This is a genomic window from Anaerosolibacter carboniphilus, from assembly GCF_014205875.1.
GTDB lineage: Bacteria > Bacillota > Clostridia > Peptostreptococcales > Thermotaleaceae > Anaerosolibacter > Anaerosolibacter carboniphilus.
On the sequence record NZ_JACHEN010000011.1, the window covers coordinates 74586 to 89739 of the forward strand.

At 34.7% G+C, this 15154-nt stretch carries 20 protein-coding genes; 6 read left to right on the forward strand and 14 right to left on the reverse strand.

Features of this window, described 5'->3' with window-relative positions:
- Window positions 1–16: 16 nt before the first annotated feature.
- Window positions 17–961, reverse strand: a complete 945-nt coding sequence (locus HNQ80_RS10010) for a DUF4349 domain-containing protein (RefSeq protein ID WP_184310509.1) — start codon at window positions 959–961, stop codon at window positions 17–19.
- 338 nt (window positions 962–1299) lie between these two features.
- Here HNQ80_RS10010 and HNQ80_RS10015 point away from each other — a divergent pair, with 338 nt between their 5' ends.
- Entirely contained in the window at window positions 1300–1467 is a 168-nt protein-coding gene (locus HNQ80_RS10015; RefSeq protein WP_184310510.1) for a hypothetical protein, read from the forward strand.
- A 192-nt stretch (window positions 1468–1659) separates the two neighbouring features.
- On the opposite strand, the gene pgaD is transcribed toward HNQ80_RS10015, so the two are convergent.
- The 3 genes from pgaD to HNQ80_RS10030 all read right to left on the reverse strand — a co-directional run bounded on the left by pgaD (window position 1660) and on the right by HNQ80_RS10030 (window position 3969).
- On the reverse strand, window positions 1660–2061 hold the full coding sequence (gene pgaD / locus HNQ80_RS10020; protein WP_207726955.1) for a poly-beta-1,6-N-acetyl-D-glucosamine biosynthesis protein PgaD: 402 nt from the start codon (window positions 2059–2061) through the stop codon (window positions 1660–1662).
- 1 nt (window position 2062) lies between these two features.
- Window positions 2063–3298 (reverse strand): poly-beta-1,6-N-acetyl-D-glucosamine synthase, encoded by a 1236-nt coding sequence (gene pgaC / locus HNQ80_RS10025; RefSeq protein WP_184310512.1) that lies wholly within the window; start codon window positions 3296–3298, stop codon window positions 2063–2065.
- Window positions 3299–3735: 437 nt separating this feature from the next.
- A complete protein-coding gene (locus tag HNQ80_RS10030) occupies window positions 3736–3969 on the reverse strand; it encodes a hypothetical protein (RefSeq protein ID WP_184310513.1) in 234 nt (77 codons plus the stop codon).
- 399 nt (window positions 3970–4368) lie between these two features.
- Here HNQ80_RS10030 and HNQ80_RS10035 point away from each other — a divergent pair, with 399 nt between their 5' ends.
- The 3 genes from HNQ80_RS10035 (at window position 4369) to HNQ80_RS10045 (ending at window position 5594) form a co-directional block, all read left to right on the forward strand.
- A complete protein-coding gene (locus HNQ80_RS10035; protein WP_184310514.1) occupies window positions 4369–4644 on the forward strand; it encodes a hypothetical protein in 276 nt (91 codons plus the stop codon).
- A gap of 242 nt (window positions 4645–4886) precedes the next feature.
- Window positions 4887–5063 carry a hypothetical protein gene (locus HNQ80_RS10040; protein WP_184310515.1) on the forward strand — a complete coding sequence of 59 codons (177 nt, stop codon included), beginning with the start codon at window positions 4887–4889 and terminating at the stop codon, window positions 5061–5063.
- A gap of 156 nt (window positions 5064–5219) precedes the next feature.
- Window positions 5220–5594 (forward strand): hypothetical protein, encoded by a 375-nt coding sequence (locus tag HNQ80_RS10045; protein ID WP_184310516.1) that lies wholly within the window; start codon window positions 5220–5222, stop codon window positions 5592–5594.
- Between the two features lie 243 nt (window positions 5595–5837).
- Here HNQ80_RS10045 and HNQ80_RS10050 read toward each other — a convergent pair whose 3' ends face one another.
- From HNQ80_RS10050 to HNQ80_RS10090, 9 genes are all read right to left on the reverse strand, one after another.
- On the reverse strand, window positions 5838–6887 hold the full coding sequence (locus tag HNQ80_RS10050; RefSeq protein ID WP_184310517.1) for a methyl-accepting chemotaxis protein: 1050 nt from the start codon (window positions 6885–6887) through the stop codon (window positions 5838–5840).
- A complete protein-coding gene (locus HNQ80_RS10055; RefSeq protein WP_184310518.1) occupies window positions 6832–7704 on the reverse strand; it encodes a CHASE3 domain-containing protein in 873 nt (290 codons plus the stop codon). Before HNQ80_RS10055 ends, HNQ80_RS10050 begins: the two co-directional genes overlap by 56 nt.
- 224 nt (window positions 7705–7928) lie before the next feature.
- Window positions 7929–8345, reverse strand: coding sequence for a sporulation protein YunB (gene yunB, locus HNQ80_RS10060; RefSeq protein WP_243183113.1), 417 nt, complete (start codon window positions 8343–8345; stop codon window positions 7929–7931).
- An 80-nt stretch (window positions 8346–8425) separates the two neighbouring features.
- A complete protein-coding gene (locus HNQ80_RS10065; protein WP_184310520.1) occupies window positions 8426–8821 on the reverse strand; it encodes a contact-dependent growth inhibition system immunity protein in 396 nt (131 codons plus the stop codon).
- Between the two features lie 126 nt (window positions 8822–8947).
- On the reverse strand, window positions 8948–9250 hold the full coding sequence (locus HNQ80_RS10070; protein WP_184310521.1) for a hypothetical protein: 303 nt from the start codon (window positions 9248–9250) through the stop codon (window positions 8948–8950).
- A 105-nt stretch (window positions 9251–9355) separates the two neighbouring features.
- Entirely contained in the window at window positions 9356–9787 is a 432-nt protein-coding gene (locus tag HNQ80_RS10075) for a hypothetical protein (RefSeq protein ID WP_184310522.1), read from the reverse strand.
- 612 nt (window positions 9788–10399) lie between these two features.
- Window positions 10400–10570 carry a hypothetical protein gene (locus tag HNQ80_RS10080; RefSeq protein WP_184310523.1) on the reverse strand — a complete coding sequence of 57 codons (171 nt, stop codon included), beginning with the start codon at window positions 10568–10570 and terminating at the stop codon, window positions 10400–10402.
- Between the two features lie 467 nt (window positions 10571–11037).
- Window positions 11038–11217, reverse strand: a complete 180-nt coding sequence (locus HNQ80_RS10085; protein WP_184310524.1) for a hypothetical protein — start codon at window positions 11215–11217, stop codon at window positions 11038–11040.
- A 337-nt stretch (window positions 11218–11554) separates the two neighbouring features.
- The gene (locus HNQ80_RS10090) at window positions 11555–12253 is read right to left on the reverse strand and encodes a hypothetical protein (RefSeq protein WP_184310525.1); all 699 of its coding nucleotides are present in this window, start codon (window positions 12251–12253) and stop codon (window positions 11555–11557) included.
- A 209-nt stretch (window positions 12254–12462) separates the two neighbouring features.
- Between HNQ80_RS10090 and HNQ80_RS10095 the strand changes: the two genes are divergently transcribed.
- Both HNQ80_RS10095 and HNQ80_RS10100 read left to right on the forward strand, forming a co-directional pair.
- Entirely contained in the window at window positions 12463–12876 is a 414-nt protein-coding gene (locus HNQ80_RS10095; RefSeq protein WP_184310526.1) for an RrF2 family transcriptional regulator, read from the forward strand.
- Between the two features lie 92 nt (window positions 12877–12968).
- Window positions 12969–14327, forward strand: a complete 1359-nt coding sequence (locus HNQ80_RS10100) for an MATE family efflux transporter (RefSeq protein ID WP_184310527.1) — start codon at window positions 12969–12971, stop codon at window positions 14325–14327.
- A gap of 313 nt (window positions 14328–14640) precedes the next feature.
- Here the strand turns inward: HNQ80_RS10100 and HNQ80_RS10105 are convergent, their stop codons facing one another.
- Complete coding sequence (locus tag HNQ80_RS10105) at window positions 14641–15006, reverse strand: hypothetical protein (RefSeq protein WP_184310528.1); 366 nt, start codon at window positions 15004–15006, stop codon at window positions 14641–14643.
- Window positions 15007–15154 lie beyond the last annotated feature (148 nt).

Sequence of the window (15154 nt, forward strand, 5' to 3'; positions counted from 1 at the left end):
ACAAGCGCAATCAAATTCACTTTTCATTCTCATTCCGACCCTTTGTTTCCGTCTGCTTTCTTAAGCGGATCTTATCCCAATTACGTTTAAGATACGTAAACAAAAAGAATAGCGGTATGCATACGAAGATGAAAGGCAACAGCATCACCACAATAATGATGAAGCCTTTGAATATTCGCCCAAGCATTTCAATGGAATCATTAAACCCTCTCTTTATGCTCACGCTTAACAAATCACTATTTCCTTCCGTAATCTTTTGAACCTCAACGATTTCAATTTCAATGGTCGCATAATTCACAAGACTATCCCATTTGCGGATGGTGCCTGTAAGATTTTCAATCTGATACCGTAACTCAGAGAGCTCTCTCTCCAATTCAATGATATCCTTCACCGCTTTAGCTTTCCTTAATATCTCTAGTAATCTTTCCTCCTGTATCTGAAGGGCCTTTAACCTGGCCTCTGTATCAAAATACTGACCTGTTATATCTTCTCCCCTCGTTTGACTTCCAGTAATATTCCCCAGTTTCTCCACTGCCAATAAAAAAGATTCAAAGGTGCTCTCAGGAATCCGTATGGTGATATATGCCCTTCTATTTTGAATGTCTCTTTTTTCGTTGTACTGTCTTCCTGATATGTCTGACTTTTCAATATATCCACCCTGCATTTTTGTTCTATCTAGAATAGCACTGGTTACCTCATCAAAACTTTGGGTCTCCATTTGAACATTTGCAGATTTGATAATCTTCCTTTTGTTTCCCTGAATACTATTTTCGTTCATCTGGACTGCATTCCTATTGTTATCCTTACCCGTATTGCTTAATCCTCCTGCTGCCTCTGCAGCGGGCTCTGGTACTGCAGACATCGCCTGCTGTGCAGTCTTCGCACTGCAAGCTGACAAAAGCATCATCCCAATTATGCAACAGACCGCTATAGCTACATTTTTCCATATTTTTTTATACAATGTGAACCCCTCCTTTCCAACTCCCTTAATCACTAATATCTTATAAAATATATTCCATACATTTTTTCAATTTCCTGTTTTATATGGAACAAATCCCCATTTAATATATATGAATTCATTCCCTTTCTTAAAGTTATAGTTCATGCGTAACTTTAACTTTAAATTTTTATCAGTGGATCAGGGATTTTCGATTATGTAATCTTACATATAAGTTGCAAGTATCGACAATACCGCTTATACTACAGTTTTGCATATTATTTGCGCATTCTTCCTGCATAAACTTAGCCAAATTTGCGAATGTTATTACTGCTATAAATATTTTTGAAAGGAAGTTATATATGCGTATTAATGGTATAACTGGAGATAGAGTAATCGTTACTGGCACTTACAGAAATGAGTTTGGTAAGAAAATAAGATTGGATGCAGGTGAAGCTTTTCCCGCATGTCCTAGAGAAGGCAAATCCGTAGAGTGGGAAATGGTTGAAGATGAATCAAGGCCCCTCTAGATTTTAAGTTCTTATATAAATCTCTAAAATTTATTTTTGAGCCACAAACGAAACCCACCTGAAATAAAACATGGTGGGTTTCGTCTGTGGGTTTATGAAAAGTAAATGGCTGCTTGACTGAATATCTCCAATAAAAATCTATGAAACTCACGTATCTTAGACAGACAGAGATACCTTGTCCTATAACGTCCATCAGACAATGGTTTTTTCTAGCGTTATCCACTTATTATTTTGAAGCTCTTCAACTTGCTGAATGGGAATTTTGAAGTATTCCGCCAAGGCATCAGATGAAACCGCTTTGGGAAATTGTCGCCTATCCAAATTTCCAAACCTCTGATAGTTGTATTGTCCCCAGCCAAGCATGATTGTGAAGGCAACAATTGCAGCAATGACAGTAACAGAAATGATTTTCAATGTATCAAATATGTTCTGCATGAAGAATAATTCATTATAAATATAGTTTATATTGAAATACCATAAAACCAAGGTTAAAATTGTATAAACAAAAAATCCCAACATATACAACCATCCCAGTACAGTAATAATTGACTCAATTATTTTGATTCTCCTCTTTTGTCTACCGTCGATCAACATATTATGCACCTAACCCCCTATCAGGGCTATCCCAAACTGCAAATTTTCCTTTTTTTCTTTGTAATAACGCCTTTGGAATCGCTCTTAACACGACCAAGGCATTAAAGTACCAATAAAGTGTAGGATACCATATTGCCCATAAATAGTATTTTAAAATGCCAGGATCATATCTCCTATCAATAAACATTGCAACAAAAAATTGAATAATGCATACAAGTGATAGATATGTCCCTGACCAGAATACAGGATAATAGAATTCTCCGCTTGCGGCGATCTGAATAAATAGTATCACTGTTGATATAATCCATAAAGCCGCCCATAGTATACTGCATGCTTGTTCAATGTAAATAGGTACAAGCCTACGATATCTCCAATCTAGAAAAACGTCCCAATGTTTTAGTAGGGCTTCAACACCACCCTGAGCCCACCGGACTCTTTGATTCCAAAATCCTCTTATCGTTTCTGGAACCAACATCCAGCATATGGCGTTTGGCTCGTACCGCACATCCCAAAATCTTTTCTGCAACTTCCAAGTTACGCCTATATCTTCTGTTATGGTATCACGATCCCATAGATTGCAATCTAGCAAGGCGCTTTTTCTATAAGCTACAATTACACCGGATACAGTCATTACTTTTCCAAGTATCCGTTGCGTTCGTTTGATGAGCCCAATGATACTGGAGAATTCACAAACCTGTACTCTTGCCAAAAGGGAGCTTCTATTTCTAATTCTGGGATTACCCGTAACAGCACCTACCCTTTCCCCAAAGTGAGGCGTTGTAAAATGAGGTACCATATATCTTAAAGCATCTCTATCTAGAACAGCATCTGCATCAATTCCAACAAGAATCTCTCCCTTAGAAGCAATCAAAGCTAGATACAATGCATTGGCCTTACCAGCATTTTCTCGTAAATGAATAACACGCAACCGCTCATATTGCTCACTCAATTCCCTAAGTTTTGTAGCTGTTTGATCTCTACTGCCATCATTTACTGCGATAATTTCGTAGTTTGGATAATTCAGCTGATCTAAATGCCTAATCGTCTCAGCAATCGTTGATTCCTCATTATAACAAGGTACTAAAATTGAAACAAAAGGCATTTCCTTTAAGGTCGGAGGTACTTTTCGTTCTCTTCTAAAATAAAAAATTAAGCCCCCTATCGTCCAAACCATACTCATTAGTAACGGATACCAAAAAACAAATCGTAGAACAAACTGCATCGCTATGGATTGCATCTAAGCGGGGTAATTTTTTCAAGATTTAGAATTCTTCAAACTCTTGAAGTCACCTTATTCAAAGAAATTCAAATAAAGCTTTACCCTTTCCCTCCTCTCTGCAGTCTTCATTTCCATCCCGCTGATATTAACAAATAGGATCAGTGAGATATACTACTATGATATCACCTTTATCGATTTTTGTCATATTAAGTCGTTTTTGTATTTTTTCTGCTTTCTTAACAAAACGCCAGCTATAATGCGAGATGATCCAGATTCTTTATATTCTAAGGATCATTAAGAATAAAAAATATGTAACGTCAACCTTATATTGATAAAATTGGAAAATAGCACTCTTGTTGTTAAAGGCGCGAATCTTATATTTTCTAAATCTGGCAGTTGAAATTCTAAGAACTGAAAAGCCAGGTATCTTTATACCTGGCTTTCGGTTAAACTTGCTAAAACTGTTGAAATTCTATCGTTCCACCTGCTTGCTGGATTGCATTTACCAAAGTGTTTAAGCATAATCCACCACCTAGAGCAGGTATTCTGACAATTAAGCATATACCACCTGGAGAGGTAATTTCTATAAGATTAAGCAAGTTGATCACTGCACCTGCAGGTATATTAATTCTAAAAATCGTCCCTGGTAGTTGAGGGCAGCTATCTACCTTCTCTGAGTATACAGACATTCAGGTCACCTCCTCTCTTCTTTACTCGATACATACTATGTCCAAGAAAAAAAGAGGTGACAAGCACTCCATATGAAGGATTTTGTTAAATTTTTATTTTAATCTTTCTACATATTTTCCTCAATTTCTAAGGTTATCACATATTTCTAAAAAATTTTTTTTGCCAATCCACCATTTTTGAATAATTATTTAACAATTTTATGTTATACTATTTATATGTGCAGGTTTCAATGCACACCCCTTCAAAAACAGATTCCTTTGCTGCTGGTAGGAATCTGTTTTTACTTTCTGATAAATGAAACAAATCTAACGGTATGCGTTTCTTTACTCAATTTGATATAATATATACGTTCATTTCCAATTGGAAATGAACGTATATATTAATAAGGAGTTGACAATATGTCCATTCATCATGATATCCATCCCTTTTTAGAAGGTACATGCTCTGTACAGATTCTCAGTGATTCTCTCCATGCCCCTATATACGGTTGTACATTAGCTATCGAAGATAGCAAATTGATCATCCGCCCACATATCTTGTTTGATAATTTCGCCGATGAATTGCTTTTATCCGATCTTGAAACCCTCGAGTTTAACGGTTCTGACTTGATCGTATTAAAGGTTAATAGCTCATCTAATTTAAAAACACTAACGATTGTAAAAGAAAAGTATTAGCTTCTTTTTTCAAAGTAAGAGATCTTTGAATTATTTGAATATGTCCTTTAAAAACTTGAATCAATTTGTCTTGTTATGAATATTGTATATTAGGAGAAAGGTGGTAATCAGGTGCGTCAATTTTATTTTTGATTAGCCGATACCAACCTCCCTCTCCTTTTTTTCTTGCCCTTTAAGTAATTAAGTATGATAAGCCTAATAATGGCTAATACTCAAATAATAGCGTTTTAGGAGGTTTTTATATGAAAAGAAATAGCAAATCTCGAATTAACTCATTTATAGCCATTGGCTTCGGTTCCTCTGACACTGGTATCAATCTTTATTGGAGTAATGATGCGCTAAAAACTCTTGAAAAATATGTACATAAACAATTTCCAGAAGACCAGGGTAACCAATCTAAACTGCCAGATGAGAACTAGGCAGTTTTTTACTTTACCTTCAATATAAAATTTCTAGATATTTATGTAAGAAAATAATTCGACATTGATATGTCATGGTTCTCAATACAATTTTCTGTATCACCTCTTACGCTTTCGTACACAATATAATTAATAACACAGTAAGGGGTGCTAGTTATGAAAAAATATTCTATGATTCTTCTAGTCTTAATCTTAACAGCTTCATTGATTTCTTGTCGTTCATCGGATACAAATAACAGACAATATATCAAAGAATTTCCATATCTTCCTGCATATGGAAACATGAAATTTGTTAAGTTTGAGAAAGCAACCGCTGATGGTATTGATCGAGCTACATATACAGTGTCCAATACCAATCCTGAAGAATTTTTATCAGGTTATGAACAACATCTTACAGAAAATGGATGGAAGAACACACTTGATAATAAACCTATTTCTATAAATATGGAGAAAGAAAACCATAAAGCTATCATTCTTGTAACACCTGAAGAAAAAGCTAAGAACCTAACCGTGATAATTTTTTCTAATTAGTCAGGTTTTTATGTTTGCACCAGTTCACCATCTACCAAGCATTGTTTTTTATTTTTGTTTCTGAATTTGTTTATAAAATTAGCACTATGTACATATTTAATCTTTTAAGGCAGGAGTTTTTGTGTCCTTATTTATACTAAATATGTTCTTAAAGTTACCCAACGAAACTTTAAAGTTAAAATAGAGAAGGAAAGGTGACATATCTGTATTCCCCTGCCTTCTCTATTTATGCCTATGCTTACATTATTTAGTTTTAAACCTATCTGTTTGTTCCCTTAATACCTTTGAAATATTGCTCAACTCTTCGATACTTGCGCCGATCTCTTCAAATGTGCTGACTTGTTCCTGGATACTTGAACTAATTTGTTGCGAAGCAGCGGCACTCTGTTGCGTTGAACCTGAGATTTCATCCATGGCTTTCGTCATGTCTTTTGCAATCTCGGATTGTTGTTTTGCAGCTTGAGAAATAATCGAAATCTTCTCGGTTGTCTCTTCAATTAGATGAAGTATGCTCTTGAACTCTGAATCCGTTTCTTCTACTTTTGCCGCACTTGTAGTAACCAACTCTTGCTCTTCCTTCATAGCACTATAAGCAATTTCAATTTTTTTCTCAATTCCTTTTATCAAGGAAGTAATGTCATCAGCTGAATGCTTACTTTCTTCTGCAAGTTTTCTTACCTCATCAGCTACTACAGCAAAGCCTTTACCACTTTCTCCTGCTCTAGCAGCTTCAATGGCTGCATTTAAAGCTAATAAGTTTGTTTGTTCCGATATTTCCGTTATTAAAGAAGTGATTTTACTGATTCTGATGGATGATTCTTTTAACTCCTCAATCACAATGGACATATTATTCGAAGAATGCTGTACACGATCGATGACTTTTACCACTTCTTTTAACTTCTGTGCCCCATATTTTGCGGCAGTAAGTACTTCTTGACTATTTTTTGTCGCATCTTCTGACTCTTGTGATACAATCATTGCACCACTGGCCATTTCCTGTATGCTTGCAGTTGCTTCTTCAATGATACTTGCATTATTTTGCAGATCATCCGTTATGGTTGTAATCTCCCTTGCAATGCTTTCGATTCCTTGATTTGCCTGTTCTGTAGCAGCAGCTAATTCCTCAGAAGATTCTGCAATCGTATTGGCATTGCTTTGTACAAGACTTACAATTTCTTTTATCTTATCCGTAAATAGATTAAACCAGATCGCCAACGTACCCAATTCGTCCTTTGTATCAACTGATAATTTTTTTGTTAAGTCTCCCTCTCCTTCGGCAATATCCTGCAGCATCCTTATTGATCATCTCTAAAATACTGGTATTCATATCATTAATCAAAGGCTCTAGCTTATGTATAGCTTCTCTATATGTACCGTTTAAACCTTCATTTTCTTTCAAACCAATTTCTTTTTCAATAGCAACAACTTCATTAAATTTTTCATAATATTCCTCTAAAAATTTGACTTCATTGATATTTCCTGAAGATTGCAAAGAAAGTTTCAAATCAGATATAATTTCATCAAATTTTTCAACATATTTCAAATCATGTCTTAAAAAATAATCTTTTTCTGCCCTTCGAGCCTGTAGCATTAAGATAATATGATTTGGTTGAGTAATGTTTCTTTCAATATTATGAATAGCATTTCTCAATTCCCCCTCAAGTCCATTGTCTTGAAATCCTCTTTCTTTTACCTTTTCTACAACCCTTAAAAAAATATCATGATATAATTTGGCATCCACTATTATTTGATCCAACTTTTCAATTAGCTCCACATTACTAGCAATGTCCCTATTTTCTTTTATCAGTATTATATTTTTATTGAGACTTTCATAATTTTTCTTGAAACTGTCAAGATATGGACTTTTACCTTCCTTGAAAAAATCAGGATTTGAGCTTTCTCTCATCAGAAAGTCCTTTTCATCTTTTCTCATTTTCAGCATTGCTTTATTAACTTCCTCATTAGCCAATAATAGCGGTATCTTATTGCCATTGATCTCAACAACAGCAAGATATGACTGTCCAATTACGAATAAAAACAAGATCATAAGTGAAATAAATGAAACAAAAATTTTTGTTTTTATTTTCCAGTCTTTGAACTTAAAACTCATTCATTAATTCCTCCTTTGTATCCCAATTCTTAATGTCAAGGGCATTTAGCTATAAGAAGATAAATTCGACATTTTTCGTCAAATTCCTCCATGCCCGCTATAGGTTTTAAATCATTTTAAACATTTTATTTAAATTATCCTTATACTGAAAAATGCAGATGCTTACTAAAATAAAATGCATCCCTGTCAGTATATAGACCTTATACTGACAGGGATGCATTAACTCATTCAACTTCCGTAGGAATTATATTCAACATCTCATCTTTTGGAACAAAGATATAATTCTGTGGCACCTTACCAACAATAATCGTCTCGGCAATAGGTACAGAGGTGACAACTTCAGTAGTGTCTGAAGAAAAAGGTACAATAATTTTGACTTGCGTTTTCACCACTAGATAAATTTTATGTCTTGTTTGGTTAATCCCCGACTCTTCAAATTCTGTTTTGAAATCTACATTTACCATTCCAATCGGTGTAACATCTATATTAATTTTAGGTCCATATTGAGCCAGCAATTGACTGCCAAATACATTCCCCAAAGGCACCATTACTGCAGATGTTTTGATATTTTTAATCTTATCCTGTACAGTTAGTGCTACTTCTGATGCAAGCATATTCATCATCATCGTATTTGCTCGCATGACTAAACTGCAACACAAACTATCGTTAAGTGTATATTTCGCAATATGAGAAGGATACGTCTTATCTATGTACACCATATCTAAACAAACCTCTGATGGAAAGAAGCAAGTTTACACGCTAAATCCTTTATATTTTTCTCAAGCAAATATTCTAAATCATTTTTATATATAGGATTGTTTTTCCAGAACTTTTTATCTACCTTTAACACTGAATCTAAAAGGTCGCCACAATAAAAATTGCCTTCAGAAAAGATATTATCTTCAAGTGTCTCTAATGCTAAAGGTATTAGATAATCTAAACCTATTTCTTGCCCTATCATTATTCTTAAATCTTCAACTTCAAAAAAAGCAATTGTTTTTTTCCTTAATTCATGGCAAGTAATAACTAAATACGAATCAAAGTTAGGTTCATCCAAGTCTGATCCTTCAAGTTCTTGTAATGATTTATTTCTATCAAAATGAAAGTATTTTTCCATATCATCACCCCACAAACCATAAATAACCTATACCTCGTAATTATCTACAAATACGACATAATTAAAAGCTGCTTATAGACAATATCTCTTGCTTATCTCACATTCTCTAAATCTCTGTTTAGTTCACTACTCTTTAATTCTTAACATCTCGTTAAATATTTTTACAACCGTAGCATATCCAACTATTTTACTTCCTTCCTGAATGTTAATTCTTTTTCCTTCGATTAAACAGTTAGGATACGCCTCTGGACTAATAAACGTAATTGTACCTAATGCAGATTCCCCAAATGAAACCTTTTCTCTATTATAATAATAATGAATGCCCGTTGTTAGATAATCTTCCTTTACTAAATGCGCCGGTCTATAACCATTATAAAATGCATTGCTTCTTTCACAAGTAATAATGGCTTCAATGTCAGGTTTCTTCATACCGAGCCCTCCATTCACAAATAGTCATTATCAAGAAACTTCATCAGTAGTATGGAAAACTTCTATATCAGAAGTTGCATCTATTAAACTACGCTAACCCTATGTTTAGTGAAGAAATGCTAATGTGACAAGGTAATGATCTATCAAAAACAAAACGCCCATAGCAACCAATATTGGATTAATAATTAGATACAACTTACTAGTAGGTGATATTGGAAGCTTAAGAGATCCTGCCTTAGAAATCAATCCCCCCACTCCTAAGTATATAAATAATATACTAATACCTATATCTTCTAAATCCGCTTCGCTTGCTATGTCAAAAATGGCTACTAATCCAATTAATATTATTGCACCTATAAAATAAAACGTTCTGGTACGTACTAAGTGTTTTTCTGTTTTCCTCTGTGCTTCTTCATTTAAAGCCTCTAAAACATCCTCCTGAGATCTTATTGGATTGTCTTTATCGTTGTCATGAATTCTTATCGCCATTAAAATCACTAACATTATTATTGTCAATATCATAAGCATCCCCATCATATCCGCTTCCTCCTCCCAGGATGATAAAACAATAATTTAGCGCACTATTAACAGCATTGTTTTTGATCTAGAAGTCTCATTTTATATGAGTGTGACTTTTTATTGTATCTACTATTATCAAGGTACATACTACTACCAATGAACACAATATTGATATAGCACTAACTACAATCCCTATCTCATACGTTCCTGCACCTAGAGATTGGCCAACATTTATTGATAAGAACTCCACTATCCAAAAGGTTAAAAAACCTATAATAATATAGGTCACATACTTCATTTCTATTACCCCCTATTTTTTCGCAATATACAACCGATGTGGATTAGAATTTCATAATATTAATTTCTACGTATTCCATTTATCCCCTTCTAGAATTTAAAAAGTAGGGGTTTTACCTTATCCTACTTCGTTAAAGGTGTATTTAGAAAATAATAAGGATTAGGTTTTCATCTACTCCTTAGTTATTAAATCATCTTTTAATAAATATTTTTCTTTATTTTGTCAGGACACTTGTTCAGTTCAGAGATTTAAAAAATAAGGCAGGGTCTAATCTACCTTATCGCTAAATGTGTATTTCACACTAATATATATACGCAAACTTCGGTTCCTCCCTATTCAATTCCACACTCATCAGTAGCAAGAGTATGCTCTCCCATTTCTTTAGTTTTCAATAAACCTGTTTCAGCCACTATTTCAGCTACCATACCTTCAAAATCATAATATTCCTGTTCGTTTCCAATCATAGATTTTAATGCCATCAATGTCTTTTTATTTGCTTTCATACAATTTGTTCCCCTTTCTTCTCTAGTCCTCAATTCTCACAGTTATGATATAATAGAATTACCTAATTCTTCCACAGAGGTGATTCGAAATGCGTTCAAAGATAAATGGTCGATTACTTTTTATCTTTTATTTACTTACTGTTTCTCTGCTGAGTAAATTTCAAATTATACCCTACGATTATGGTTATATTCTAATGATTTTGGCACTTCCTTGTGCAATTGCTAATGATCTTAATCGCTTACCCTAATACATAAAATCTTATTTTATTTACAACTTAGAACATTTTTTATTTGTTCACATATAGTTCATATTTTCTTCACAATCGTGTCCTATACTTTACTTATAAGACACTCCCGTCTTTTATATAGGACCCTCATGTATTTGAGGGTCCGTTGCGCTTTGCATTCTCTCTTTTCTCTTCGCAAAATACTTACTGCTTGTCCGACTTATAAATAAGCCTCAGGGGCTAATTTAATCCTAAGTAGCTCATGATTTCCGCTTTGGATTTTCCTTGATTCATCATTTCAATCACTCGATCCAGCACAATATTTGCATAGGCGTCAGTGTATTTCTGCTTTGCCTCTTCCTGCTTTTCTTCCGGTAAATCCTCAAACAATGTGTCTCCTATAAACAATCTTACTTTCATAAGCTACACCCCCTACTACATGCTATGAAATACCTAGGTTGTACTATGAACTTATAGATTTATAATTCTAAAAAATGTAAAACAATTCGCTTTGTATAAACGCCTCGCTTTCATCCCTCTTGCTTCTCTAAAGTTATGTTTAGCGCAACTCAATATCAAAGAACCTCAGTAGGTTTCACTTCTGCTTGTATCTTCTAAAGTTCCTCTTGAACATAATTCAATCTCAGCTTTTATTATAACAAGATTAAAGGGAACCCCCTGGGTTCCCCTGATTCGCCATATACAAATAATGTTACATATAAAACACCTAAGATAACGCTCATAACCTTTTGTGAAATCAAGAGCCAAACCTTTCATCGAAATCTTCCAATTTATCAAAAACACCCTTTACCCATTCCTCGTTTTCCCATAAATCAGGGTTGCTTATCTCTCTTTCTGCAGGATGACCTGTGGCAAACGTATCCACTCCATCCTTACTTCCAAAGTACAGATCAACAAGTTTTAAAGACGTGTTCTCGGCGGTTATCAGCATTTTACATCTCATTCCTGAGCCTTCAAATTGAAATGGTAACTCAAGATAACAAAGGTTATCTTCTGTGTGTTGTAACTTAGCTTGTTCAAACTCATTTTTCAACCCGTAATTTATAGTATTGCCGCCTTGTAACTCCTGTTTTTGTGTCAGCTCCAACATTTTATCTGTAAATTTTCGCAGATTTTTGTTCGAAATATATTTTTCAAAGGATACTTTCTCTTGCTCTGCAACTGCACCGTTATATAAGTTTACAAATGCCTTCCCAAACTCTACAATCGTTTCGTCATCTGCACTACAAAGATTTTCTTCCTGAGTAGAGAAGTCTTGGTTTGCAAGTTGGTTTAGTACATCCGCTGTTGATTGCTCTGAAGCTGCCTTACTGCTTTCAGCTGGGTCTGATTGAGTTTCTCTGCTTAATGCATTCTCCTTTATATCATAGGTTTGCTTGCATCCTGCAAATACTATAAGCGAAAATAGCATAAGAACCAATATCGCCTTTTTCATATCAGTACCTCCTGTATCAAATTAAATAATTTCGTACTTTTCTACGATTAGGACTTAGTTTTATTATACGAGATACACACATCAAATACTATGATTTCAACACTATTCTTTAATAGAGCCTAAATAAATTTAAAAGTTGACAAAATCATCAGTTATCTGTATTATTAAAGATAAATAAAGTCTTTAATATCTTTCAAGGAGTTTTTTATATGAAATATACAAAAGCAACAAACTATGCTCTGCACACGATCGTATACATGATTGAACATGGGCAAAGTGAAAAATTAAGTGTAAGCACACTAGCTGAGCGCTTCAATGTATCTGTTACCTATCTCTCAAAGATTCTAACTCAGCTCGTGAAAGCCGGTTTAATTGAGTCAGCCTCTGGAGTAAAAGGCGGTTATGTTTTGCGTAAAAGAATAGAGGACATTTCCTTTATGGATGTCATCAAAGCGACAGAAGGTACCGGTGCATTATTTCACTGTGGCTTACAGGAAGAAAGTGAATGTTTGATCCATAAGGTAATGGCAGAGGCGGAAAATTTGATGGAAAGCTATCTGCAGGATAAAAAGCTTTATGAGGTAGCCCAAAATAATACATCCTGTAAGATGGACACAGAATAATTTTTTTAATATATTCACCCATATTCTATGAGTTTTTATATCATAATTATAGATATAAAATGTCTATAATATATGTTTTAGGAGGATTCAAAATGAACAAAATTGAAGAACTTGAAAGAAAGTCGATTGGAAAATTGCTTATGCAATACTCTATTCCGACGGTATTGAGTTTACTAGTCAATTCGCTTTACACCGTTGTCGACCGGATTTTTATAGGAAACATACCAGAAGTTGGTGCGTTAGCCTTGACGGGAGTCGGCCGCACAATGCCGATTATCACATTGATAATAGCGCTGGCTGCCCTTATATCAATGGGCGCAAGTACTAATATTTCCATAAAATTAGGCGAAGGAAAAAAAGAAGAAGCGGAAAATACCGCTGGAAACGCCATAACATTATCCGTGATCTTAGGGTTTATAATCACCCTTCTATTTCTGATCTTCCAAAACCAAATATTAGATTGGCTTGGGATACAGGGAGAGATATTGTTTTATGCCAAGGAATTTATTACTATTGTTATGCTGGGTACAGTTTTTAATATATTGGGCTTTGCATTGCCTTTTATCGTACGTTCCGATGGAAATCCAACCTTTTCAGCCGTGATTACAATTACTGGATGCATTCTGAATATATGTCTAGATGCGCTCTTTATACGGGTACTCCATATGGGAATTAAAGGGGCCGCAATTGCTACAGTTCTTGCCCAGTTTGTTACGGTAGTCCTTGGACTTTCCTATTTCATAAAAGGGCATTCCAGCTTAGGTCTCACAAAGGTCAATTTTAAATTATATCCTGTAACAGTAAAAGCCATGCTTTTAATCGGATTCGTTCCCTTTTCCAATCAATTGTCCATCAGCATTGCGCAAGTTGTCAGCAATTATTCTTTAAACCTATATGGAGGAGAACTAGCAATTGGTGCGATGACTGTGATCAGCTCTATTGCATCATTGTTCTTGATGCCCGTTTACGGAATAGCACAGGGTTGCCAGCCAATCATCGGTTTCAATTATGCAAGAAAGCGCTATGACAGGGCGATGAAGACACTTATGCTGGCTGCCGTATGCAGTGCTTCTATCTTGACCGCAGGCACCGTGATTGCATGGATTTTTCCAGAATTTACTGTGGGTCTTTTCACCCACGATTCTAGGCTCATGGATATTGCTGTGACCGGTATAAAGAAATATACGGTGCTTCTTCCTCTTGCTACCATCCCCACATTCGGTTCAGGCTTCATGATGTTAACGGGTAAACCTAAAATAGCGGGATTACTGAATATATCAAGACAGTCTGTGATATTGGCATTCACAATTTTTCTTCTTCCGAGGGCAATCGGACAGGACGGACTTTGGTTAGCACAGCCTATAACAGATCTTTTGACAAGTGTCATCACAATCATGCTGTTTATAAAAATGTACGCCCATATTTTGCACAAGCAATCTCATCACATATAAACTTTACAGCTCTATTCGTGCTACTACTGTTATATCCTTTATATCTAAATCCAGCAAATACGGATTTTGAACATCAGATTTATACAATAATATATATATAGGTGGGATGGTTCATCCATCGCTAAACATGTGTTTAATTACAATAAAATGTCTCCTATAATTTGATCAAATAAAAGTGGACAAATCCAGTTGTCCACTTTACTGTTTAGTTTGCCTAATTTTAAAATAGCTTCCGTAAAGTTAACTGCTGCTCTACAAATTGGAATTTACCGGGCGTCGCGTTATACTTATAATCCCCCCGAAGAACTGGAAATTATCCTCTTTTACTAATTTCATCTGTTATTAGTGATTTTGAAATATACATCGCTTTTATTATGTTCTTAAAGCGGGTATGATGAGAGGTACCCTCCGCAAATTTTAGCTGTGCTTTTTCACATTTGCTGATAACTGAAGATACAGGGCGTAGTGCTTCTATCAATTCTTCTTTGGTATATTTGTCCATAACAGTTTCATCTGTTATTAATGATTTTGAAATACACATTGCTTTTATCCTGTTCTTAAGGAGTGTATGCTGAGAGGTGCCCTCTGCGAATTTTAGCTGCATTTTTTCACATTTACCGATAGTTGAAGATACAACTCGTAGCGCTTCTACCAATTCTTCTCTTGTATATTTGTCCATAGCATTTCACCTCAAATTCATATTTATCTAGCTTGCATTATAATACAATTGTTCTTTACTTCATATTCTTATTATATATTTATGAATTATAATTCCATAAAAAATACGAATTAAATAAAATTTATACAAATATGGGTTGTCTTATCTT

What these genes read in the sequence shown, in the direction of transcription:
- HNQ80_RS10015 (WP_184310510.1), top strand. Translation starts at nt 1,300, where the DNA reads ATGCGTATTAATGGTATAACTGGAGATAGAGTAATCGTTACTGGCACT.
- pgaD (WP_207726955.1), bottom strand. Translation starts at nt 2,061, where the DNA reads ATGTTGATCGACGGTAGACAAAAGAGGAGAATCAAAATAATTGAGTCA.
- pgaC (WP_184310512.1), bottom strand. Translation starts at nt 3,298, where the DNA reads ATGCAATCCATAGCGATGCAGTTTGTTCTACGATTTGTTTTTTGGTAT.
- HNQ80_RS10030 (WP_184310513.1), bottom strand. Translation starts at nt 3,969, where the DNA reads ATGTCTGTATACTCAGAGAAGGTAGATAGCTGCCCTCAACTACCAGGG.
- HNQ80_RS10035 (WP_184310514.1), top strand. Translation starts at nt 4,369, where the DNA reads ATGTCCATTCATCATGATATCCATCCCTTTTTAGAAGGTACATGCTCT.
- HNQ80_RS10040 (WP_184310515.1), top strand. Translation starts at nt 4,887, where the DNA reads ATGAAAAGAAATAGCAAATCTCGAATTAACTCATTTATAGCCATTGGC.
- HNQ80_RS10045 (WP_184310516.1), top strand. Translation starts at nt 5,220, where the DNA reads ATGAAAAAATATTCTATGATTCTTCTAGTCTTAATCTTAACAGCTTCA.
- HNQ80_RS10050 (WP_184310517.1), bottom strand. Translation starts at nt 6,887, where the DNA reads ATGCTGCAGGATATTGCCGAAGGAGAGGGAGACTTAACAAAAAAATTA.
- HNQ80_RS10055 (WP_184310518.1), bottom strand. Translation starts at nt 7,704, where the DNA reads ATGAGTTTTAAGTTCAAAGACTGGAAAATAAAAACAAAAATTTTTGTT.
- yunB (WP_243183113.1), bottom strand. Translation starts at nt 8,345, where the DNA reads ATGCGAGCAAATACGATGATGATGAATATGCTTGCATCAGAAGTAGCA.
- HNQ80_RS10065 (WP_184310520.1), bottom strand. Translation starts at nt 8,821, where the DNA reads ATGGAAAAATACTTTCATTTTGATAGAAATAAATCATTACAAGAACTT.
- HNQ80_RS10070 (WP_184310521.1), bottom strand. Translation starts at nt 9,250, where the DNA reads ATGAAGAAACCTGACATTGAAGCCATTATTACTTGTGAAAGAAGCAAT.
- HNQ80_RS10075 (WP_184310522.1), bottom strand. Translation starts at nt 9,787, where the DNA reads ATGATGGGGATGCTTATGATATTGACAATAATAATGTTAGTGATTTTA.
- HNQ80_RS10080 (WP_184310523.1), bottom strand. Translation starts at nt 10,570, where the DNA reads ATGAAAGCAAATAAAAAGACATTGATGGCATTAAAATCTATGATTGGA.
- HNQ80_RS10085 (WP_184310524.1), bottom strand. Translation starts at nt 11,217, where the DNA reads ATGAAAGTAAGATTGTTTATAGGAGACACATTGTTTGAGGATTTACCG.
- HNQ80_RS10090 (WP_184310525.1), bottom strand. Translation starts at nt 12,253, where the DNA reads ATGAAAAAGGCGATATTGGTTCTTATGCTATTTTCGCTTATAGTATTT.
- HNQ80_RS10095 (WP_184310526.1), top strand. Translation starts at nt 12,463, where the DNA reads ATGAAATATACAAAAGCAACAAACTATGCTCTGCACACGATCGTATAC.
- HNQ80_RS10100 (WP_184310527.1), top strand. Translation starts at nt 12,969, where the DNA reads ATGAACAAAATTGAAGAACTTGAAAGAAAGTCGATTGGAAAATTGCTT.
- HNQ80_RS10105 (WP_184310528.1), bottom strand. Translation starts at nt 15,006, where the DNA reads ATGGACAAATATACAAGAGAAGAATTGGTAGAAGCGCTACGAGTTGTA.